The sequence below is a fragment of the Pseudomonas sp. NUPR-002 genome (genome assembly GCF_056322725.1).
The window spans coordinates 4,164,453-4,185,034 of record NZ_CM150476.1; the positions used below are offsets into that span (position 1 = coordinate 4,164,453).

The 20,582-nt window shown below is 61.6% G+C and carries 18 protein-coding genes and 1 pseudogene; 6 read left to right on the top strand and 13 right to left on the bottom strand.

All coding sequences use genetic code 11. From position 1 onward, the window contains the following. Nucleotides 1-7: 7 nt before the first annotated feature. Nucleotides 8-442 carry a YqaA family protein gene (locus ACVWSC_RS18945; RefSeq protein WP_442108638.1) on the top strand — a complete coding sequence of 145 codons (435 nt, stop codon included), beginning with the start codon at nucleotides 8-10 and terminating at the stop codon, nucleotides 440-442. Here the strand turns inward: ACVWSC_RS18945 and ACVWSC_RS18950 are convergent. The 6 genes from ACVWSC_RS18950 to ACVWSC_RS18975 form a co-directional block, all read right to left on the bottom strand. Beyond that, nucleotides 439-1,020, bottom strand: coding sequence for a DinB family protein (locus ACVWSC_RS18950; RefSeq protein ID WP_442108640.1), 582 nt, complete (start codon nucleotides 1,018-1,020; stop codon nucleotides 439-441). The genes ACVWSC_RS18945 and ACVWSC_RS18950 overlap by 4 nt on opposite strands. Nucleotides 1,021-1,031: 11 nt before the next feature. After that, nucleotides 1,032-2,150, bottom strand: a complete 1,119-nt coding sequence (zapE, locus tag ACVWSC_RS18955; protein WP_442108642.1) for a cell division protein ZapE — start codon at nucleotides 2,148-2,150, stop codon at nucleotides 1,032-1,034. A 128-nt stretch (nucleotides 2,151-2,278) separates the two neighbouring features. After that, nucleotides 2,279-3,427 (bottom strand): PQQ-dependent sugar dehydrogenase, encoded by a 1,149-nt coding sequence (locus ACVWSC_RS18960; protein WP_442108644.1) that lies wholly within the window; start codon nucleotides 3,425-3,427, stop codon nucleotides 2,279-2,281. 30 nt (nucleotides 3,428-3,457) lie between these two features. Continuing rightward, nucleotides 3,458-3,733 carry a hypothetical protein gene (locus ACVWSC_RS18965; RefSeq protein WP_442114332.1) on the bottom strand — a complete coding sequence of 92 codons (276 nt, stop codon included), beginning with the start codon at nucleotides 3,731-3,733 and terminating at the stop codon, nucleotides 3,458-3,460. A 164-nt stretch (nucleotides 3,734-3,897) separates the two neighbouring features. Then, nucleotides 3,898-4,857: an agmatinase gene (gene speB / locus ACVWSC_RS18970; RefSeq protein WP_442114333.1), complete on the bottom strand. Its 960-nt coding sequence runs from the start codon at nucleotides 4,855-4,857 to the stop codon at nucleotides 3,898-3,900. 22 nt (nucleotides 4,858-4,879) lie between these two features. After that, complete coding sequence (locus tag ACVWSC_RS18975) at nucleotides 4,880-5,959, bottom strand: polyamine ABC transporter substrate-binding protein (protein ID WP_442108646.1); 1,080 nt, start codon at nucleotides 5,957-5,959, stop codon at nucleotides 4,880-4,882. A 100-nt stretch (nucleotides 5,960-6,059) separates the two neighbouring features. Between ACVWSC_RS18975 and ACVWSC_RS18980 the strand changes: the two genes are divergently transcribed. After that, nucleotides 6,060-6,950, top strand: a complete 891-nt coding sequence (locus ACVWSC_RS18980) for a LysR family transcriptional regulator (protein ID WP_442108648.1) — start codon at nucleotides 6,060-6,062, stop codon at nucleotides 6,948-6,950. A gap of 1 nt (nucleotide 6,951) precedes the next feature. Here ACVWSC_RS18980 and ACVWSC_RS18985 read toward each other — a convergent pair whose 3' ends face one another. From ACVWSC_RS18985 to ACVWSC_RS19000, 4 genes and pseudogenes are all read right to left on the bottom strand, one after another. Beyond that, on the bottom strand, nucleotides 6,952-9,396 hold the full coding sequence (locus tag ACVWSC_RS18985; protein WP_442108650.1) for a TonB-dependent receptor: 2,445 nt from the start codon (nucleotides 9,394-9,396) through the stop codon (nucleotides 6,952-6,954). A 222-nt stretch (nucleotides 9,397-9,618) separates the two neighbouring features. Further along, complete coding sequence (locus ACVWSC_RS18990; protein ID WP_442114334.1) at nucleotides 9,619-10,497, bottom strand: FecR family protein; 879 nt, start codon at nucleotides 10,495-10,497, stop codon at nucleotides 9,619-9,621. A gap of 7 nt (nucleotides 10,498-10,504) precedes the next feature. Then, nucleotides 10,505-11,011, bottom strand: a pseudogene (locus tag ACVWSC_RS18995) (sigma-70 family RNA polymerase sigma factor); the annotation flags it as partial. 104 nt (nucleotides 11,012-11,115) lie between these two features. Next, nucleotides 11,116-11,370 carry a hypothetical protein gene (locus ACVWSC_RS19000; RefSeq protein WP_133210199.1) on the bottom strand — a complete coding sequence of 85 codons (255 nt, stop codon included), beginning with the start codon at nucleotides 11,368-11,370 and terminating at the stop codon, nucleotides 11,116-11,118. A 132-nt stretch (nucleotides 11,371-11,502) separates the two neighbouring features. Between ACVWSC_RS19000 and ACVWSC_RS19005 the strand changes: the two genes are divergently transcribed. Then, entirely contained in the window at nucleotides 11,503-11,823 is a 321-nt protein-coding gene (locus tag ACVWSC_RS19005; protein WP_442108652.1) for an ElaB/YgaM/YqjD family protein, read from the top strand. Nucleotides 11,824-11,911: 88 nt separating this feature from the next. Here ACVWSC_RS19005 and ACVWSC_RS19010 read toward each other — a convergent pair whose 3' ends face one another. Both ACVWSC_RS19010 and ACVWSC_RS19015 read right to left on the bottom strand, forming a co-directional pair. Next, on the bottom strand, nucleotides 11,912-12,538 hold the full coding sequence (locus tag ACVWSC_RS19010) for a response regulator transcription factor (protein ID WP_442108654.1): 627 nt from the start codon (nucleotides 12,536-12,538) through the stop codon (nucleotides 11,912-11,914). After that, nucleotides 12,538-14,337, bottom strand: a complete 1,800-nt coding sequence (locus ACVWSC_RS19015) for a PAS domain-containing sensor histidine kinase (RefSeq protein WP_442108656.1) — start codon at nucleotides 14,335-14,337, stop codon at nucleotides 12,538-12,540. Before ACVWSC_RS19015 ends, ACVWSC_RS19010 begins: the two co-directional genes overlap by 1 nt. A gap of 202 nt (nucleotides 14,338-14,539) precedes the next feature. Between ACVWSC_RS19015 and ACVWSC_RS19020 the strand changes: the two genes are divergently transcribed. From ACVWSC_RS19020 to ACVWSC_RS19030, 3 genes are all read left to right on the top strand, one after another. Continuing rightward, a complete protein-coding gene (locus ACVWSC_RS19020) occupies nucleotides 14,540-16,162 on the top strand; it encodes an acyl-CoA synthetase (RefSeq protein WP_442108658.1) in 1,623 nt (540 codons plus the stop codon). 24 nt (nucleotides 16,163-16,186) lie between these two features. Beyond that, nucleotides 16,187-17,956, top strand: coding sequence for an acyl-CoA dehydrogenase C-terminal domain-containing protein (locus ACVWSC_RS19025; RefSeq protein ID WP_442108660.1), 1,770 nt, complete (start codon nucleotides 16,187-16,189; stop codon nucleotides 17,954-17,956). Between the two features lie 190 nt (nucleotides 17,957-18,146). Then, nucleotides 18,147-19,154: a FecR family protein gene (locus ACVWSC_RS19030; protein WP_442108662.1), complete on the top strand. Its 1,008-nt coding sequence runs from the start codon at nucleotides 18,147-18,149 to the stop codon at nucleotides 19,152-19,154. 29 nt (nucleotides 19,155-19,183) lie between these two features. Here the strand turns inward: ACVWSC_RS19030 and ACVWSC_RS19035 are convergent, their stop codons facing one another. Then, nucleotides 19,184-20,503, bottom strand: coding sequence for a Na+/H+ antiporter family protein (locus tag ACVWSC_RS19035; protein ID WP_442108664.1), 1,320 nt, complete (start codon nucleotides 20,501-20,503; stop codon nucleotides 19,184-19,186). Between the last annotated feature and the right edge of the window lie 79 nt (nucleotides 20,504-20,582).

The window sequence follows — 20,582 nt, forward strand, 5'->3', positions numbered from 1 at the left end:
GCGCTGAATGTTGAGTGAATGGGCGCTGTTTTTCAGCGCCTTTGGCGCGGCGACCCTGTTGCCGCTGCAATCCGAAGCCGTGTTGGTGGGCTTGCTGCTGCGCGACCCACAGGCCGTCTTCACCCTGCTGCTGATCGCCACCCTGGGTAATGTGCTGGGTTCGATCGTCAACTGGCTGTTGGGCCGCGGCATTGAACACTTGCGCGATCGGCGCTGGTTTCCCTTCTCTGCGGCGCAACTGGAAAAAGCCCAGCATCGCTACCAGCGCTATGGCCAATGGTCGCTGCTGCTGAGCTGGATGCCGGTGATTGGCGACCCGTTGACCCTGATCGCCGGCATCATGCGCGAACCGTTCTGGCGCTTTGTGCTGCTGGTGACCCTGGCCAAGGCTGGCCGCTACGCCGTGCTGGCCTTGCTCACCCTGGGCTGGATGGGAAGTTAGCGTCCCCAGATCTGCGCTTCGGTCCAACCCAGTTCGGCAAAGTCCTGAGCACGCAAATGGGCTTCGTCTTCGCAGAAGAACTCATCCAGTTGGGGCGGGCGTACCGAGCTGTCACTGAGCATGGCGTGCACCTGCCCGCGGTGATGAATCTGGTGCTCGAACAGGTGCGACAGCAGGCGCAAACGCTGTTCCCGCTGGACCCAGTCGGGGCGCACGATACTCACATAGCGTTGCAACTGCTCGTCATGCAACTGGCTGCAGTAGGCAATCAAGCGGTGGTCGGCCTGCGCTTGTTCCTCCCTCAGTGCCTCACAGCTGGAAAACGGCTCTTGCGGCTCGAAGAAGCGTTCGCTGTCCGGCTCCGGCGCCTCGCCGCGTTGCTCCGACTCCAGGGCATTGAGGTAAAACCAGTCCACCGTGAGGATATGGTTGAGCGTGGCCTTGATCGAGCCGAAGAAGCTGCAGCGCGGTGCCACGAACTCATCCTGGCTCAATTGCAGGCAGGCCTTATACAGCCTGTGGTTGGCCCAGCCATTGTGGTAGGCCTGGGTCAGCAGGTAATGCGATAGCGGCTGCATGATCGACTCCTTCAACAGAAGCGTTGCAGTTGCATCTCCCGCAAGCGGCTCAAGGTTCGCCGGAACGGGAACGCTAGATACCCTTGAGTGTAGAGTGCATCCAGCGCTACCTCAGCTTCCAGATACAGGGCGATCCGACGGTCGTAACATTCATCGACCAGGGCAATGAAGCGCCGCACGCCATCATCGTTCACCGACAGTTGCGGTAACACCCGGTCACCGGCCAGCACTTGGCTGGCCGCATCTTCGGTACCGCGGGCAATCTTCGCCGGACGCTGGCGAGCACCGAGGGCGGGCACTTCGCCCAGCAGGATGGCGCTGAAGTTGTCGCACAAGGCCATAAAATCCATGGCCGCGAAGGGTTGTTCACACAGATCGGCATAGCGACACCAGATCACCGACTCGCTGCGGCGTACCACCGACAGCAGCCGTGAACCGATGGCCAAGGGCTGCTCCGAGGCTGGCTGGGCGCCGCTCAACTGACTGAACACCTCGGCCAATGCACAAGGCTGACCTGGTGCCTGCACCCAGTAACGCTGGCGCTCAGCACCGGGATGCAGGCGATGATCCTGCTCACCCGCCACCGGCAGCACTTGCATGTGCTGCTCAATGGCCGCGATGGCCGGCATGAAGCGCTCGCGGTTGAAGCCATCGTTGTACAACTGGTCGGGCGGCTGGTTGGAGGTCGCCACAATCACCACACCGGCCTCGAACAGCACCTGGAACAAACGGCCGAGAATGATCGCATCGCCGATGTCGTTGACGAACAGTTCGTCGAAGCACAACACGCGGATTTCATCGGCCAGAGACACCGCCAGGGCGTGCAACGGATCGGCGGTGCCATTGAGCTGGAACAGACGCTGATGCACCCAACGCATGAAGTGGTGAAAGTGCTGGCGCCGGGAAGGCACTTGTAGGCAGCGGTGGAACTGGTCCATCAGCCAGGTCTTGCCGCGCCCTACCGGCCCCCAGAGGTATACGCCCTGTGGCGTTTCACCACGCTGCAGCGCATTGAAGCAGGCCTCCAATGCGCTGGCGGCCTGCAACTGCGCCGGGTCACTGACAAAACCATCGCGCTCGAGGGCTTGCTGGTACAGCTGTAAAGGAGACTGCTCGGTGAAGCAGGACATGGACCGCGCCTGTTGCCAAAGAACGCCATTCTGGCGATGAAACGCCTTGCGGAGCAAGCGCTGTAGGAGCGGGCTTGCCCCGCGATTGCGGCCTGTCTGTCACACCGCCTCGCGGGGCAAGCCCGCTCCTACAAGTCCAAGCCCACTTTGAGCAATGCGCCGTCTTCGGCATCGGTCAGTACGTAGAGGTAGCCATCCGGCCCTACCCGCACATCGCGAATGCGTGCGTTGAGCTCGCCCAGCATTCGCTCTTCATGCACGACTTTGTCGCCATCGAGCTGCAGGCGGATGAGTTCCTGGCTCGCCAACGCACCAATGAACACGCTGTGGTCCCACGCCTTGAAACGCGGGTTGTCGTAGAAGGCCATGCCGCTGATCGCCGGTGATTTTTCCCAGACATGATGCGGGTCAACCATGCCCTCGACATGCTCACCCTCGGCTTCCGGTATCGGCAGCAACGAATAATTGATGCCATGGGTCGCCAGCGGCCAGCCGTAGTTCTTGCCCGCTTGCGGCAAGTTGATTTCATCACCACCGCGCGGGCCATGTTCGTGGGTCCATAACTCGCCCGTCCAAGGGTTAAGCGCCGCGCCCTGCTGGTTGCGGTGGCCAAACGACCATATCTCCGGGCGTACATTGGCCTGACCGACAAACGGATTGTCTTTCGGTACGCCACCGTCCGGCAGCAGGCGCACGACCTTGCCCTGCAGCTTGTCCAGGTCCTGGGCGGTGGGGCGCTGATTGTTCTCCCCCAGTGCAATGAACAGGTAACCCTCACGGTCGAACACCAGGCGCGAACCAAAGTGAATGCCATTCGACAGCTTCGGCTGTTGACGGAAAATCACCGTGAAGTCTTCCAGTTTGGCCAGGTCGCTCGACAAACGCCCCCGCCCCACCGCAGTACCGGCTTTACCGTCTTCTCCACCCTGCTCGGCATAGCTCAGATAAACCATGCGGTCCTGCTTGAAATCCGGTGACAGCATCACATCCAGAAGCCCGCCCTGGCCTTCGGCCCATACCTGAGGCACACCACCCAGCGGCGCCCCCACCTTGCCTTCAGGGCTGACGATGCGCAAATTGCCTACCCGCTCAGTGACCAGCATGCCCTTGCCTTCGGGTAAGAAAGCCAACGCCCAGGGGTGGCGCAAGCCTTCGGCGAGGGTGCTGACGGTGATGCTGCCCTCCTCGCTTTTCAACTGCCGCTCGGGCGCGGCGTGGGCCAGCAGTGGCAGCAGCGCTGCGGTCAACAGGGTGGGAATCCAGGTGCGTAGGGACATCTGCGTTTCCTTCCAGGGAGGGCCGGCCACTCAAGGCGTGCGGGTCGATTCGCGCGGCGGCCGGGTGGGATCCAGGCGAGGTGTGGACTGCTCGCGGCGCATGTCTTGGCCATTGCCGATGCCGCGGTTCTCGACGGTGGGCTGGCGCGGGATGGGTTGGGTTGAAGGGCCACGTACCGGTGGTGTGGCCTGCACGCTGCCTTGGCGGCTGTTGGGATTGGCGCGCATGATCGGGCTGTTGTAGGGGTTGTTCGGCGAAGCGGCCAGCTGTAACGGCGCGGTGTGTTGCGCCGCCAGTACGGGCATGCTGATCAGCAGGCTCAGCGTCAGGCCTGCCAGGCCCAACCAGGATCTGTTCACGGGATACCTCCTGCGCGAAACGACGCGCCCTAGCTTTGGATAGCCTAAGGCGCGTCGGGTTCGCGAGGAAACCGCAAAATCTCCTACAGATAATTCATTTTGTTACCAGCTCAGTCGACCTTATGCCGAGCGGCATATAAGCAGAGCATTTCCATGGCCAGGGTGGAACCGGCCAGGGCGGTGATATCGGCATGGTCATAGGCCGGGGCGACTTCCACCAGGTCCATGCCCACCAGGTTGATACCGCGCAGGCCACCGATGATCTCCAATGCCTGTACCGTGGTCAGCCCGCCACACACCGGGGTACCGGTGCCGGGTGCGTAGGCCGGGTCGAGGCAATCGATGTCGAAGGTCAGGTACACCGGGTGGTCACCGACGCGCTGACGAATCGCCTCGACAATCGCCTGGCAGCCGCGCCGGTGGACCTGGCGCGCGTCCAGTACCGCAAAGCCCTGGGTGTCATCATTGGTGGTGCGCAAGCCGATCTGCACCGAACGCGAGGGATCGACCAGGCCTTCACGGGCGGCATGCCAGAACATGGTGCCGTGATCGACGCGCCCTGCCCCTTCCTCGCAGGGCCAAGTGTCGCTGTGCGCGTCGAAGTGAATCAACGACAGCGGGCCATGTTTGGCGGCATGGGCCTTGAGCAGCGGATAACTGATGAAATGATCGCCGCCCAGGGTCAGCATGGCGCAACCGGCCGCGAGGATCTGCTCGGCGTGGGCCTGGATGCTGTCGGGGATGGTGTGCGGGCTGCCATAGTCGAAATTGCAGTCGCCGTAGTCGATCACCGCGAGGTGGTCGAACGGGTCGAACTCCCATGGCCAGTGACGGGCCCAGGCCTGCTGTACCGACGCGGTGCGTATGGCCCGCGGGCCGAAGCGCGCGCCAGAACGGTTGCTGGTGGCGGTGTCGAACGGCACACCACTGACCACCACATCGACCCCGCGCAAATCACGGGTGTAACGACGGCGGGAGAAACTGGTGATGCCGGCAAAGGTGTTTTCGGCGACGGTGCCGTACAGGCTGTCGCGGGTTATTGCCTGGTCGTTGTCGGGGGCGAGGTCCATCATCGGGCTCCTGTTCTAATGATTATTGGCGGGTACGGAAAGTCGCCCACACGCGGGTACGCTGGCGCATGTCAGCCAGGGCCATGCTGCGGTCGGCAAACAAACGGGCGCGTACGGCTTCAGGCGGGTAGATATCCGGGTCGTTACGCACGGCTTCGGCGACCAGCGGCGTGGCCGCGAGGTTGGCGTTGGCAAAGAACAAGGTATTGGTCAGCGGCGCGACCGAATCGGGGCGCAGCATGAAGGCGATGAAAGCGCGGGCGGCCTGTGGGTGCGGTGCGTCTTTGGGAATCACCAGGTTGTCCTGCCAGATCAATGTCCCTTCACGGGGAATCCGGTAGATCACCTGATACGGCTTACCGGCCTGACGCGTCTGTTCGGCAGCCATGGCGGCATCGCCGTTGTAGGTGAGTGCCAGGCACACGCTGCCGTTGGCCAGGTCGCTGATCTGCCGACCACTGGCGACATAGCTGATCGACGGCTGCAACTGCTTGAGCAATGTCTGGGCGGCGGCCAGATCCTCCTTGTTGCGGCTGTAAGGGTCCTTGCCCAGGTAATGCAGGGCCACGCCGATCACTTCCTGCGGCGAATCCGACATGGCAATGCCGCAGTCCTTGAGCTTGCTGGCGTATTCGGGCTTGAACAGTAGATCGAGGCTGTCCAGCGGCACATCGCCGACGCGCTGACGCACCGCCTCAAGGTTCATGCCCAGGCCCAGAGTGCCCCAGGTGTAGGGCACGGCGTACTGGTTGCCGGGATCGACTTCAGCCAATTTGGCCAACAAGTCTTTGTCCAGATTGCTGTAACCCGGCATCGACTGCGCCTGCACAGGTTGCAGGGCACCGGCGGTCAACGCCCGGGCCAGCAGGCTGGAGGACGGTACCACCACGTCATAACCGCTGCCGCCGGTCAGCAGTTTGGTTTCCAGCACTTCAGTGGTGTCGAAGGTGTCGTAGCGCACCTTGTAGCCGGTTTCTTTTTCAAAGCGTTGCAAGGTCTCTGGCGCCACATAATCGGCCCAGCTGTAGAGGTTGAGGACGTTCTCTTCGGCGTGTGCTGGCAAAGCCAGCACCAAGGGGAGCAACCACAGGGATGTACGCATGTCGGGCACCTGTATCAGTGGGTGCCGCCAGCATGCGCGCCGGGTTACATTAGTAAAATGACAAGTTAGTTAAGCTGACATTCACCGGGAGCAATGTTTGATGCTCGGACAACTGCACGACCTCGACCTGCACCTGTTGCGCCTGTTCGTCACCGTCGTCGAGGCCGGCGGCTTCAGTGCCGCCCAGGGTGTGCTGGGCCTGAGCCAGCCCAGTATCAGCCAGCAGATGGCGCGCCTGGAGACACGCCTTGGCTACCGCCTGTGCAGCCGTGGCAAGGGCGGTTTTGGCCTGACCGCCAAAGGCGAGGTACTGCTCAAGGCAACACGGGAATTGCTGGTGCAGATCGACGCGTTCCGGCATCAGGCCAACGGCGTGGCCGGGCGCTTGCTCGGCGAGGTGCGGGTAGGTATTTCCGAGGCTCAGGACAGCAGCGTGACCCTGCGTCTGGCGCAGGCGATCGAACGCTTTCGCCAACGCGACGAGTCGGTACGTCTGGAACTGGTTAGCGCCATGCCAGCCGACCTTGAGCGCTTGCTGTTGCAGCAGCGCCTGGACCTGGCCATCGGCTACTTTTCCGGTAAACAGACGGCGTTTGACTACACGCCCTTGTTTGAGGAAAACCAACGCCTGTACTGCGCCAGCCACCACCCGTTCGCCACTCTTCCAGCGCTGAGCCTGGACACGCTGCGCGAGGCGGATCAGGTCGAGCACCCCTACAGCTTTCTGAAAACGCCCGCGCCACTGAGCGGCGGTCGAGCCTCAGCGCGCTCCGAGCAGGTTGAGGGCGCCTTGGCTTTTATTCTTTCAGGGCGCCACATTGGCTACCTGCCCTGCCATTTCGCCGCCCCGTGGGTCGAGCGTGGCCTGCTGCACGGCCTGGACCCGGCGCTGAATTTTCAGGTGCCCTTTGTGCTGGCCCGCCACCGCGCTCAGGTGCCGAGCGACGCTCAGCAGGCCTTTAGCGACGACTTGCTGAGCGCCTTCACTTGACTCAATAGGCCATCGACCAGGTCAGGGTGTAAGTGCGGCCACGGCCCTGATAATCGTAAAGGTAGGCAGGGCCGTAGGTCGGTGAGTAGAACAGCGTGGCACGCTGGCCCCAGACCGTACTGTACTGTTTGTCCAGCAGGTTCTGGATACCGGCACTGAAGGTCCCGAACCCGGTGTCCTGGCTGCCCAGCAGGTCGAAGGTGGTGTAGCCGTTGATCTTGTGGTCGGCATCATCTTTGAGGGTGAAGGCGTGGTTGGCTTGCAAGCGTGCACTGCGCCCCTCCTCCTTCCAGCCGATAAACGCGGTGGACTTGGACAGCGAGGCATAACGCGCATCGCGCTTGATCCAGTCGCCGTCCTTGTCCTCTTCTTCAGAGCGCACCAGGTGCAGGGTGCTACCGGCTTCCCAGCCGCTTTCGAAACGGCGGGTCAGTGCGCCTTCGAAACCGAAGTCGCGGCTTTTCTGATCCTCGACATTGATGGTCAGGGTGGCCATGTCAGTGGTGATGATCTTGTCCGACCAGATGTAATACAGCGCCGCCTGGGCGTCCCAATCCAGGTCGGCGTAACGCCAGCCCATTTCCACCTGGCGACTCTTGATCCCAGCCAGCGGGTTGTCTTCGACACTCAAGCCGGGCTTGCCGTAATACTTGGCTGGGTCCGGCAAATCGAAGCCTTCGCCATAGTTGGTCCAGACCTGATGACCATTCTTGAAGTCGTAGATGGTGCCGAGGTTGAACAGGTTGACCTGGTAGTCGTTACTGCCGCCGGGCACGTTCTTGAAGTTACCGACATCAACATCCATTTGCTGGCGACGGGCACCACCAGAGAAGGTCAGGTTATCGGTGGCGTGCCAGTCCAGCTGAGCGTAGTACGACAGGCCATCGACGCGATAACTGGGATACCGCGGGGCTTTGCTGGCTTTATCCAGGTCAAGGCCACCACTTTCAGACGAGGTCAGGGCGTCGAAAGTGGTCTGCTCGGCGTTGAAGCGCTCGCGGTCCAGGTCCACGCCGTAGGTCAGTTTCAGCGTATCCCATTGTTTGGCGAACAGGGCCTTGAGGCTGCTGACTTCGAAGTTCTGCTGCGACGCGGCGAAGTACACACCCTTGACCCCCGCAGGTTTGCCGGGGTTGTAGTACGGGAACGGGTAGAAGTTGTCGTCTTCCTTGCGGTACGACGCCTGCAGGTAGAAGTCCTGGCCGAGCACATCGCTGTGGTGATAGTTGGCGTTGAGCAACAGGCGCTTGGTACGTGGTTCCAGGTCGGTGGAGTAACCGCCGCGCAGCTCGGCATCTTCCAGGTTCGACGGTGCGTTGTGATTGAGGTTGGGGAAATAGATCCCGGTGCTGCCGTTGTTGCCGGAGTCGTAGTACTGGGCCAGCAGGTCGAGGCTCTGTTGCTCGTTGAAATTCAGGCCGAGACTGCCCAGCACGTCGATGGTGCGGTTGTATTGCAGGTCGGTCTGGGTGTTGTCGATGAAGATCTGATCACCGGCGCCATCATAGAAGGCTTCATTCTGCTCGGCAGAAACGCCCAGGCGCGCGTTGACCCGCTCGTTGCCAGCGCTGACCGACTGAGCAATGCGTGTTGCAAGGTCATCACTGTTGTTGAAGCCGCTGCTGGCACCCACCTGGGTTTCGAAACGCGTCGGCCCCGCTTCACCCTTCTTGGTGACGATGTTGATGATGCCGCCGGTGGCGCCGCCACCGTACAGGGCGCTGGCACCGGACAGCACTTCCACGCGCTGGACGTTAAACGGCGAAATGCTGTCGAACTGGCGCGACAGGCCACGGGAACTGTTCTGGCTGACCCCATCGATCATCACCAGCACGTTGCGACCGCGCATGTTCTGGCCGTAGTTGGTACGCCCTTCCGGCGCCAGGTCCAGGCCCGGTACCAGCTTGCCGATGGCTTCCTTGAGGCTGACACCACTGCTGATCTGCTCATTGAGCTGCTGCTGGTCCACCACCCAGACGGTGCCGGGGATTTCACTGATCGAGGTGCTGGTGCGCGAGGCGACGCTGACTTCAATCGGCTTGAGGTTGACGCTGGTTGGTTGAGCCTGGGCCTTGCGCAGGATAATCGTGCGCGCATCGCTGAACTGCCAGCTCATGCCGCTGCCCGCCAACAGTTGCTGCAGTGCCTGGGCAATGCTGTAGCGCCCCTCCAGCGCCGGGCTGTGCAAACCGGCAACGTCGGCCGTGGTGAACAGCAAATGCACACCGGCCTGATCGGCAAAGGCGGTCAGCGCCAGGTCGAGGTCCTGGGCCGGTAACGACAGGCTGACTTCGCGGTCTTGCTGAGTGCTGGTGTGTGCAGCGGTCACCGCCTCGGCGGCGAGCGCCCAGACCGGGCCGAGCAGCGCGGCGACGGCGGTTGAAGCCAGCAGCGCATGTTTGAAGCTGCCGGTGGAGCGGGCAATTGGCTTGAGCGTACCCTTCACAATGTTCTTCCAGACAAAGGTGTAAATGAGAATGGATTGCTGATCAGTCTCACTACGACGATTGGGCGAGGAAGAACTTGCAGTGCCAAATTGAAATTTTTTTGATTACTTTCCCGGTAGGAGCGGGCTTGCCCCGCGATAGCGGTGTATCAGCCGACATCGCCTCGCGGGGCAAGCCCGCTCCCACAGGTGGTGCAAGACAGTTGCTCCCACCGTTGCGCGTCAGTACACCACCGCTAACCACGGCAAATAGGTCACCTTCAGCGCATACCGCTGCTCAAGCGTATGCAACAACCCCAGCGGGTCATCCAGGTCGAACACCCCGCTGACCTGCATCGCCCCCAGTTGCTGGTCGGACAGCACGATGCGCCCATGCTGGTAGCGTTCCAGCTCGGCCAATACCTCACGCAACGGCTTGCCATTGAAGATCAGCTTGCCGCGCTGCCAGGCCAACTGCGCCTTGGCATCGGCCGAGGCCTGCAAGGTACGCGTGCCGACCTGTGCCTCACCTTGGGCAATCACCACACTGTTCTGACTGCCCTGGCGACGCACGCTGAACACTGCGCCATTACCCTGCACCGACTCGTCCCCGGCCTCAACGATGAACGGCCGGGCATCGGCCGCGGGTTCGAACAGTGCTTCTCCTGCTTTGAGCATCACCCGCCGCTGCGCGTCGCTGAAGTCCACCGACAAAGCACTGCCACTGTTGAGCAGCACATGCGAGCCGTCTGCCAAAGTAATGCGCTGCTGTTGGCCAACGCCGGTGTGATAGTCAGCCATCAAGACCGGCGCCTGTTGCCAACTGCCGTACCCCACCAGCGCCAGCGCCAGTGACGCGGCCAGCGCGCGGCCCCAGCGAGGGCGACGTGGCGCCGCAACGGTCAGCGCTGCAGCCGCTTGCGTCTGCCCCAGATCGCCCCACAAGGCTTCCGCCTCCTCGGCCGCTGCGGTGTGCGCCGCACTCAACTGCCGCCAGCGCTGGTAGTGGGCACGATCAGCATCGCTGGCCGTACCGGAATGCAGGCGCACCTGCCAGTCGAGGGCATCGTCGGACAAATCACTGATCGGCTGCGGAACAGGCATGGCGAGGGCGTCAATCATGGTTGTGTTTGAGCCAGTCCCGGCAATGGCGCAGAGCCTGGCCGATGTATTTTGCCACCATGCTCTCGGAAACACCCAACTGTTGTGCAATCTGCGCCTGGGTCAACCCCTCAACCCGGTTGAGCAACAGCGCCTGCCGGGCGTTGGGAGACAACTGCAGCAAGGCTTCATCCAGCTGCGCCAGGCGTTCACGCGCCAGCAAGGCAGCCTCCGGCGCCGGGGCCGGGCACGCCACTTCACTGGCTGCGGCGCTGTCGTCAAGGTTACCGGCCATGCGCTGTTCACGGCGCAACGTATCGATGGCCAGGTTGCCGGCCACACGGAAAATAAAGCTGCGCGCGTGCAGCACCGAGAGCGTCTGCTGCTGCTCGATCTTGACCAGTTTCAGGTAGGTTTCCTGCGCCACGTCGGCAGCACGCTGACGGTCGCTCATGCGCCGGGTCAGAAACTGCAGCAGGTCATCGTAATGTTCCTGAAAGCTGGCAAGCAGCCCGGACACGGGAGACGTCAACATGGAGGAATTCGGAGGGCCTTGGCAGCAGAAGGTAGACGTTAATGAGAAACAGTATCGTTCAAAACACTAACGTCTTTCAACAAGGCCCGCAGCAAGACCTGCGCTTACTTGGCTGCCGCCATCAGTTTGTTGACCTCGCTGCGCACCATATTGGAGAACTCGGGCGGTGACATGCCGTCCAGCTCGGCGCGTACCCACTCGGCCCATTTGCCTTTGCGCCGTGGCTTTTCCGCGATCAGCCGGGCGGCTTCGCCCTTGGCCTTGCCCAGGTTGGTTTGCCAGAGCTCGAACAGGCGCGCTTTCTCGTCCTCGATCTGCGCCCGTTCGGCGAAGCTCTTGTTGGCCAGATTGAAACTCATGAGGGATGTCCTGCCGCTGAAAAAATAGGCGCTATCTTACACTGTAGCCAGAAGGGTCCGGCAAACCACTGCAACTTTCCGCGCCCACCGACATCCACTGTTCAACGCCTATCAATCGATGAGGAACTGCCCATGGCCAGGAAAACCACCGTGCAAGCCGAAGCTGAGCAAATCAAGGATCAGGCATTCAGCGAGCTACAGGCTTTGATCGAAGAATCGGAAAAACTGCTGCGTGACAGCGCCGCACTGGTAGGCGAAGACGCCGAAACCCTGCGCGCTCAGGTTGGGCTCAAGCTCAAACAGGCGGGTGAAGCGGTGAGTAATGTGCGCAGCAAGGCACAGCCGATGGTCGATGCCACCCATGACTACATTGGTGGTCACCCCTGGCAGACAGTGGCCATTTCTGCCGGGTTTGGCCTGGTGGTAGGGCTGCTGCTCGGCCGCCGCCCCTAACGAACAGTAGGAGTGGGCTTGCCCCGCGAAGCGATGTGACCGGTACACCGCAATCGCGGGGCAAGCCCGCGCCTACCGGGTGGTGTGATCAACGCAGGTTCAGGGGGTGCACCACCCCACAGGCGATGGCCATCCCCACCAGGGCTGGCAGGTGCTCGGCCTCCATGCGTTTCATCACCCGTGCCCGATACAGGTCCACGGTTTTCACGCTGACCTCAAGCTGCTCGGCAATCTCACGGTTGCTGAAACCCTGCACCAGCGGGACAAACACATCGCGCTCGCGCGGCGTCAGGCTGTCGATCCGTGCCTGCACCTGTGCCCGCGGCCCACTGCCCGCCAGGGTTTGCTGTGAACGCTCGAGCGCCGCTTGCACTGCGTCGAGCAACAATTGGTCGTTGTAGGGCTTTTCGATAAAGTCGCAGGCCCCGGCTTTGAATGCCCTCACCACAATCGGTACGTCGGCATGCCCGCTGAGAAAGATCACCGGCAAATCGATACCGCGCCCACGCAAGGCCTCCTGCACGCTCAGCCCGCCCATCCCGGGCATGCGCACATCAAGCAGCACACAGGCGGGCAAATGCGCGTCACAGGCGGCTAAAAACGCCTGACCACTGGTAAACGCCAGCGCCTCAATGCCCACCGACTCCAACAGCCAAACCGTTGAATCGAGCATGCCCTGGTCGTCATCGACCACATAGACTTTCGGTTGCTGCATCACTTTTCCTCTGCTCCGACGCTTGCCACCGGCGCCAGCCGACAACACAGAATCAACCCGCCCGCCGCCCCCGGCATCGCCTGCAAGGTGCCGCCAAAACCTTCGATAATACTGCGGCTCATGCTCAGGCCAAGGCCCAGGCCTTCCGGCTTGCTGGTGTTGAACGGGGTAAAGATGCCATCCAGGCGCTCCGGCGCCACACCCGGCCCCTGGTCACTGACCTGAATCTGCACCTGCCCCGCTACCGTTTCAGCGCTGAGCACAATACCTGAGGGTTGCCCGCGATGCTGCTCGCGGTTGGCATCGATGGCATTGCGCAACAGGTTGAGCAATACCTGTTCGAGCAGGACGCGATCGGCATACACCGCAGGCAGCACGTCGGCGATCTGTAGTTCGATCTGTACATGATCGCGCGCCGCCTCCCAGTCACACAGACGTACTGCCTCCAAGGCAACATCGGCAATGGCCAAGGCCTGCAGACGTCTGGGCTCTTTACGCAGAAACGCGCGCAGGCGTTTGATCACCGCTGCAGCATGAGTGGCCTGCTCACTGATGCGCTGCAAGCCCTTGGCAACCCGGACGGCGGCTTGCGGATCGCGATCCAGAGCCTGCAGGTAACGTTGGCTGGCCCCGGCATAATTGACCACGGCCGCCAGCGGTTGATTGATTTCATGGGCAATCCCCGACGCCAGCTCACCCAGGGTGATTAACCGGGCGCTGTGAGCCAGTTCATCTTGATGACGGCGTTGCTGGCCTTCGCGCAACTCGCGTTCGGTCATGTCGCGGGCCACCAACGAGTAATAGCGTTCATCACCGCTGCCTTGATGGGCCAGCAGCACCAACGACACCGGAAACGCCGCCTTGCCCTGCCAGGGAATAAGCCGCGTCTCAACCTGCCACACACCGGTGCGTTCGGCGCAGTGCCAGCCTTCGCGGTCCAGGCGTTGCAGCAAGTTCGGGTCAAGCAAGGCCTGCAGCCCGGGCAATTCAGTTACCTGCTGCAGCCCAAGGGCCTGACGCGCCGAGCGATTGAGATAGCTCAGATGACCGTCGCGATCGGTGAACAGCACCAGGTCCGTGTTGGCCTCGACCACTTCGGCCAGGCGTCGGCGGTTTTCTTCAGCCTCAACGCGCACGGTGATATCCCGTGACACGCTGACAATCTCGACCACCGCGCCAGTGTAGGTTTCGCGGATGGCGCGGCTGGCGATCTCGAACCACAAATAACGGCCATCGCGGTGACGTACCCGGCACGTCATGGTCTGGTAGCCGTCCTGCTCCAGGGCGTGGGCAGCCTGTTGCAACGACTGCTGGCGGTCCTGAGGATGAAACAGCGATTGCACAGGCACCCCGCGCAATTGTTCAGGCCAATAACCCAGCAGCCGGTAAGAGGCCGGTGAGGCATCAAGGAAACAGCCGTCTGGGCTGTGGCGGGATATCAGGTCGGTGGTGTTTTCCGTGATCAGGCGATACAGGCGTCGTGCCTGACTGGCCTCTCGTTCGGCCTGACGCTCCAGGCTGGCGTCACGGCAGCGCAGCAATACCTGATCGGCGCTGGCGGGGATGAACGTCCAGAGCAGAATGCGCTCGGCCACCAGCGCTTCGACATCACTGATAGCGCGCCCCTGGCGCAAACAGGCATTGACCAGCGCCTGGAAGTTGCCGGGCAACCAGTAGTCGACCGTGCGCTGCGGCCAGGGGCCAAGCATGGCCTGCAAGGCCGGGTTGACCTCCAGCACGGCGGCAGAGGCGTCCAGCAGCAGGCTGGGCTGTGGATCGCTGGCGAGCAAAAGCGTCATGGCGGCACTCAGTCGATGGGCCTGAAAGCCAATATAGTACTTCTACTATATTGCTATAGTCTATCTTCCAAGTACCATAGCGACTCACGTAAAAATGTGACACCTGAAGGGCCAGCCCTTCACGACACCTGATCAGAGCTAACAATCAGCCACCGGGGGTTTGCAGTACGCCATACAGGCACCCCCTGCACAGGAACACTTCATGTCGATTTTCTCCCAGGGCCTGGCGCCCGCCCCTGTCAATCACCAAGCCCTGAGCCCACTGAGCTTCATCGAACGCACGGCTGCCGTCTATGGTCAGTACCCGGCAGTGATCCATGGCGCTATCCGCCGCAATTGGCAACAAACCTACGAACGTTCACGTCGCCTGGCCAGTGCCTTGGCCGGACGTGGTATCGGCCAGGGCGACACGGTAGCGGTGATGCTGCCGAACATTCCGGCGATGCTCGAAGCGCACTTTGGTGTACCGATGATTGGCGCCGTGCTCAATGCCCTGAACGTGCGCCTGGACGCTGAAGCCATCGCCTTTATGCTCGAACACGGCGAAGCCAAAGTACTGATCACCGACCGCGAGTTTCACAACGTCATCGCCGGGGCACTGGCGCTGATGGAGCACCCGCCGCTGGTGGTGGATGTTGATGACCCGGAATACGGCGAAGGCCAGGCGGTCAGTGATCTGGATTACGAGGCATTTCTTGCCGAAGGCGATCCCGAGTTCGCCTGGCAGTGGCCCGAAGACGAGTGGCAGGCCATCTCGCTGAACTACACCTCCGGTACCACCGGCAACCCCAAAGGCGTGGTTTACCACCACCGTGGCGCCTACCTCAACGCCCTGGGCAACCAGATGACCTGGGCCATGGGCAATCACCCGGTATACCTGTGGACCCTGCCAATGTTTCATTGCAACGGCTGGTGCTACCCGTGGACAGTCACCGCGCTGGCCGGCACCCATGTGTTCCTGCGCCGCGTTGATCCGCAGCGGATCCTGACCCTGATCCGCGAACATCAGGTCACCCATCTGTGCGGCGCACCGATTGTGCTCAATGCCCTGATCAACATGCCCGACTCGGCCAAAGCGGCCATCGATCACCCGGTCAACGCCATGGTGGCCGGTGCTGCACCACCGGCCAAAGTCATTGGTGCGGTCGAAGAAATGGGCATCAAAGTCACCCACGTCTATGGTCTGACCGAGGTCTATGGGCCGGTGACCGTGTGCGCCTGGCACGCCGAATGGGACGAGCAACCGCTGGCCGAGCGCGCGCGAATCAAGTCCCGCCAGGGCGTGCGCTACCCGACCCTGGAAGGCCTGATGGTCGCCGACCCGCAAACCCTGGAGCCAGTGCAACGTGACGGTAATACCCTGGGCGAGATCTTCATGCGTGGCAACACGGTGATGAAGGGTTACCTGAAAAACCCCGAAGCCACCGCTGAAGCCTTCCGCGGCGGCTGGTTCCACACCGGCGACCTGGCGGTCTGGCATGCCGACGGCTATGTCGAAATCAAGGACCGGCTCAAAGACATCATCATCTCCGGTGGCGAGAACATCTCCACCATCGAGGTCGAAGACACCTTGTACAAGCACCCGGCTGTGCTTGAAGCGGCAGTCGTCGCCCGCCCGGATGAAAAATGGGGAGAAACCCCATGCGCCTACATCACCCTCAAAGCGGGCTGCGAGCACACCCTTGAGGCCGACATCATCAGCTTCTGCCGTGAGCACCTGGCTGGCTTCAAGCTGCCCAAGACCGTGGTCTTCAGTGAACTGCCGAAAACCTCCACCGGCAAGATCCAGAAGTACCTGCTGCGCGACTGGGCCAAGGCGCTCTGATCCCTCTTTATAGCGAGACCCTGTATGCCTGAATTCAACGCTCCGCTGCGCGACATGCGCTTTGTTCTGCACGAAGTCTTTCAGGGCCCTGCCCTGTGGGCGCGCCTGCCGGCTCTGGCCGAGCGGGTAGACGCCGACATGGCCGAGGCCATTCTGGAAGAAGCGGCAAAAATTACCGGCCAGTTGATTGCCCCGCTCAACCGCAGCGGCGATGAACAGGGCGTGACCTTCGACAACGGCCAGGTGCGCACCCCGGACGGTTTTGCCCAGGCCTGGCAAACCTACCGCGAAGGCGGTTGGGTCGGGCTGGCTGGCAACCCTGAACTGGGGGGTTTGGGCATGCCGAAAATGCTCGCCGTGCAGTTCGAGGAAATGCTTTACGCCGCCAACTGTAGCTTCAGCCTCTACTCGGCACTCAGCGCTGGTTGCTGCCTGGCGCTGGATGCCCATGCCAGCGATGCCCTCAAGGCCACCTACCTGCCGCCGCTGTACAGCGGTCAGTGGGCGGGCACCATGTGCCTGACCGAACCGCATGCCGGTACTGACCTTGGGATCATTCGCACCAAGGCCGAACCCAGCGCCGATGGCAGCTACCGTATCAGCGGCACGAAGATCTTCATTACCGGTGGCGAACAGGACCTGACCGAAAACATCATCCATCTGGTGTTGGCCAAACTGCCCGATGCCCCTGCCGGGCCCAAGGGTATCTCGCTGTTTCTGGTGCCCAAGTTTCTGCTCAATGCCGACGGCAGCCTCGGTGCGCGTAACCCGGCACACTGCGGCTCACTCGAACACAAAATGGGGATCAAGGCTTCGGCCACCTGTGTGATGAACTTCGACGGTGCCACGGGTTACCTGATTGGCGAAGCGAATCGCGGTCTGGCGGCGATGTTCACGATGATGAACTACGAACGCCTGTCGATCGGAATTCAGGGCATCGGCTGCGCCGAAGCGTCTTATCAGAACGCCGCCCGCTATGCCCAGGATCGTCTGCAAAGCCGAGCTGCCACTGGTGCGCAGGCGCGTGAGCGGATTGCCGACCCGATTATCGTTCACCCCGATGTACGCCGCATGTTGCTGACCATGCGGGCGCTGAACGAAGGTGGCCGAGCCTTCGCCACTTACGTCGGCCAACAGCTGGACATCGCCAAGTACGCCGAGCACGTCGAAGAACGGGACATCGCACAGCGCCAAGTGGCCCTGTTGACCCCGGTGGCCAAGGCGTTTTTCACCGACACCGGTCTGGAAAGCTGCGTGCTCGGCCAGCAAGTGTTCGGCGGTCACGGCTATATCCGCGAATGGGGCCAGGAACAGTTGGTGCGCGATGTGCGCATCGCGCAAATCTATGAAGGCACCAATGGTATCCAGGCCCTCGACCTGTTGGGCCGCAAGGTGGTGGCAGACGGCGGCAGGGCCCTGGCGGAATTCGTTGCCGAGATTCGTCAGTTCTGTGAAGGCGGAACGCTTTATCGCGAGGCACTGCTCAAAGCCACCAGCGATCTGGAAACCACCAGCCAATGGCTGCGCGATCAGGTCGCCAGCGATGCCAACGCCGTTGGCGCAGCCTCGGTCGAATACCTGCAGCTGTTTGGTTATGTCGCCTACGCCTACATGTGGGCGCGGATGGACAGCGTGGCCGAAGCGAAGCTCACACAAGATCCGGCATTCTACGGGGCTAAGCGCGCCACCGCCGCCTTCTACTTTGCCCGCCTGCTGCCGCGCACCCTGTCGCTGCAAGCCAGCATTGGCGCCGGTAGCAGCTCGCTGTTCGGCCTGGCGGCTGAGCAGTTCTAAGGCAACCTGCCAGCCGATGGTCGATAAAGGCTACTGCGCTTACCCCGTCAGCGACGGGGTAACGCGGTATTTCGGTGATTTTGTAAGACTTTTCATAGTAAAAAATCCTACAAATGATAGTCATTCGCCATTATCTCGGGTTCTCGCCGCCTACCCTGCAGAGGTAGAATAGGCAAAACCGGGAGCCTAGATGAACCACACCAGCAACAGCGCCGACGATTACGATGCCATTACCGATGCCGCCGCGCAGTGGTGCTTGCGCCTGCAAGCTGAAGACTGCACGGCCGCCGAGCGTCAGGCATTTGAGCAATGGCTGGCCGCCAGCCCGCTCCATGCCCAGGAATATCAGGCCATGCTGGACATCTGGCAAACAGCCGACCATTTGCCACGCAGCAGCACACCCGGTCAGGTCATCCTGCTTCCCCAGCGCCGCCGTAGTGCCTGGCGCCACTATGCCTCGGCAGCGGCAATCGCCTTGCTGGCCCTGCCTGCAGGGGCCTGGGTTGGCTGGGAACAAGGCTGGTTGCCGAACAGCTACCAATACCTGGAAAGCGGCGACGCTATCAGCCATGTGGTGCTGCGCGACGGCAGTCAGGTCGAACTGAACCTCGGCACTGAATTGCGCTTCACCAACTACAAAGATGTGCGCAAGGTCACCCTGGTCAAAGGCGAAGCCTTCTTCAAGGTGCAGCACGACAGCCAGCACCCGTTCATCGTCCACGCCGCGCAGGGCCAAACCCGTGTGACCGGCACCCAGTTCAATGTGTGGAAGTATGAAGATCAGGTCAAAGTGACCCTGGTCGAGGGTTCGGTGCTGGTCAGCAGCGATGCCCGCGATGCCGATGGTGGCTACCGCCTCGGCCCTGGCATGCAGGCCAGCTATCAGGCCGGTGACTTCGAACCCCGCCTGAACCAGACCTACGCCCATGACACCAGCCTGGCCTGGCGCAATGGCAAACTGATTCTCGACAACCTGAGCCTTGCCCAGGCCCTGCCGCAAATCAACCGTTACCTGGATGAGCCCTTGATGCTGGCCGACGAAAGTACCGGCAGCATTCGTATCAGTGGCGTCTACGACACTCACCAGATCAAGCGTCTGGTCAGTAACCTGCCCAAGGTGCTGCCGGTTTACCTGACCCGCAACAACGACGGCAGCATGCTGCTGAACCGCATCTCACCGGCGCCAGCACGGGGCTGAGCCTTGCGCTCAACCCCGTAGCCTGCTCACTACAGCATCATCGCCGCCAGCCAGCCGAACGCCAGCAACGGCAAGTTGTAGTGGATGAAGGTCGGCACCACAGTGTCCCAGATGTGGTGATGCTGGCCGTCCACGTTCAGTCCCGAAGTCGGGCCCAGGGTTGAATCCGAAGCCGGCGAACCGGCATCGCCCAGCGCCCCGGCAGTACCGACGATGCACACGGTGGCGACCGGGTCGAAACCCAGCTGTACGCACAGCGGCACGAAGATCGCGGCAAGAATTGGCACGGTAGAGAACGACGAGCCGATACCCATGGTCACCAGCAGGCCCACCAGCAACATCAGCAGTGCGCCAACGCCTTTGCTGTGGTCGATCCAGAGCGCCGAGGTCTCCACCAGGCTCTTGACCTCGCCGGTAGCCTTCATCACTTCGGCAAAACCGGAGGCGGCAATCATGATGAAGCCGATCATGGCCATCATCTTCATGCCTTCGGTGAACAGGTCATCGGTTTCTTTCCAGCGCACGATGCCGGACACCGAGAAAATCAGGAAACCGGCCATCGCCCCGATGATCATCGAGTCGAGCCACAGCTGAATGATGAATGCCGCGGCAATGGCAACACCGGCCACCAGCAGGGTCAACGGGTTGTAGCGCACCGCCACCTGCTCGACCTGTTCGATTTTTTCCAGGTCGTAGACGCGCTTTTTGCGGTAGCTGAAAAACACCGCCAGCAGCAAGCCGAACAGCATGCCCGCCGCCGGGATAGCCATGGCATGGGTGACGTTGACACCACTGACATCCACGCCGCTGCGGCTGACGTTGGCCAGCAGGATTTCATTGAGGAAGATGTTGCCGAAACCAACCGGCAGGAACATATAGGGCGTTATCAAACCGAAGGTCATCACACAGGCCACCAGACGCCGGTCGATCTGCAGCTTGGTCAGCACATAAAGCAGCGGCGGCACCAGCAGCGGAATAAAGGCAATGTGGATCGGCAGAATGTTCTGCGAAGAAATGGCCACTACCAGCAGCAGACCGATCAGCAGCCATTTGACCTTACCGCCATCGGCGTGCCCCTGCTGGCCAACCATCGCCAGAATACGGTCAGCCAGGGCATGAGCCATGCCCGACTTGGCAATCGCCACGGCAAACGCACCGAGCAAGGCGTACGACAAGGCCACCGTGGCACCACCACCCAGGCCACCATTGAAGGCCTTGAGCGTGCCTTCGATACCCAGACCACCGACCAGCCCGCCCGCCAACGCACCGACGATCAAGGCAATCACCACATGCACGCGGGACAGACTCAAGATCAGCATGATGCCGACCGCGGCAATTACTGCATTCATTCCTGTGACCTCTAGAAACCAGACAAAAAGCGACCGACCCGGCGACAAACTACTTAAAAGCAGCGGCCGAGCGATAGGT

Bases quoted from the DNA above. Each gene is read 5' to 3' on its own strand.
- ACVWSC_RS19020 (WP_442108658.1), top strand. From the start codon at position 14,540: ATGTCGATTTTCTCCCAGGGCCTGGCGCCCGCCCCTGTCAATCACCAA.
- ACVWSC_RS18980 (WP_442108648.1), top strand. From the start codon at position 6,060: ATGCTCGGACAACTGCACGACCTCGACCTGCACCTGTTGCGCCTGTTC.
- ACVWSC_RS19000 (WP_133210199.1), bottom strand. From the start codon at position 11,370: ATGAGTTTCAATCTGGCCAACAAGAGCTTCGCCGAACGGGCGCAGATC.
- ACVWSC_RS19035 (WP_442108664.1), bottom strand. From the start codon at position 20,503: ATGAATGCAGTAATTGCCGCGGTCGGCATCATGCTGATCTTGAGTCTG.
- ACVWSC_RS18950 (WP_442108640.1), bottom strand. From the start codon at position 1,020: ATGCAGCCGCTATCGCATTACCTGCTGACCCAGGCCTACCACAATGGC.
- ACVWSC_RS19025 (WP_442108660.1), top strand. From the start codon at position 16,187: ATGCCTGAATTCAACGCTCCGCTGCGCGACATGCGCTTTGTTCTGCAC.
- speB (WP_442114333.1), bottom strand. From the start codon at position 4,857: ATGGACCTCGCCCCCGACAACGACCAGGCAATAACCCGCGACAGCCTG.
- ACVWSC_RS19030 (WP_442108662.1), top strand. From the start codon at position 18,147: ATGAACCACACCAGCAACAGCGCCGACGATTACGATGCCATTACCGAT.
- ACVWSC_RS19015 (WP_442108656.1), bottom strand. From the start codon at position 14,337: ATGACGCTTTTGCTCGCCAGCGATCCACAGCCCAGCCTGCTGCTGGAC.
- ACVWSC_RS18975 (WP_442108646.1), bottom strand. From the start codon at position 5,959: ATGCGTACATCCCTGTGGTTGCTCCCCTTGGTGCTGGCTTTGCCAGCA.
- ACVWSC_RS18945 (WP_442108638.1), top strand. From the start codon at position 8: ATGTTGAGTGAATGGGCGCTGTTTTTCAGCGCCTTTGGCGCGGCGACC.
- ACVWSC_RS18990 (WP_442114334.1), bottom strand. From the start codon at position 10,497: ATGATTGACGCCCTCGCCATGCCTGTTCCGCAGCCGATCAGTGATTTG.
- ACVWSC_RS18965 (WP_442114332.1), bottom strand. From the start codon at position 3,733: ATGCCCGTACTGGCGGCGCAACACACCGCGCCGTTACAGCTGGCCGCT.
- ACVWSC_RS19010 (WP_442108654.1), bottom strand. From the start codon at position 12,538: ATGCAGCAACCGAAAGTCTATGTGGTCGATGACGACCAGGGCATGCTC.
- ACVWSC_RS19005 (WP_442108652.1), top strand. From the start codon at position 11,503: ATGGCCAGGAAAACCACCGTGCAAGCCGAAGCTGAGCAAATCAAGGAT.
- ACVWSC_RS18960 (WP_442108644.1), bottom strand. From the start codon at position 3,427: ATGTCCCTACGCACCTGGATTCCCACCCTGTTGACCGCAGCGCTGCTG.
- zapE (WP_442108642.1), bottom strand. From the start codon at position 2,150: ATGTCCTGCTTCACCGAGCAGTCTCCTTTACAGCTGTACCAGCAAGCC.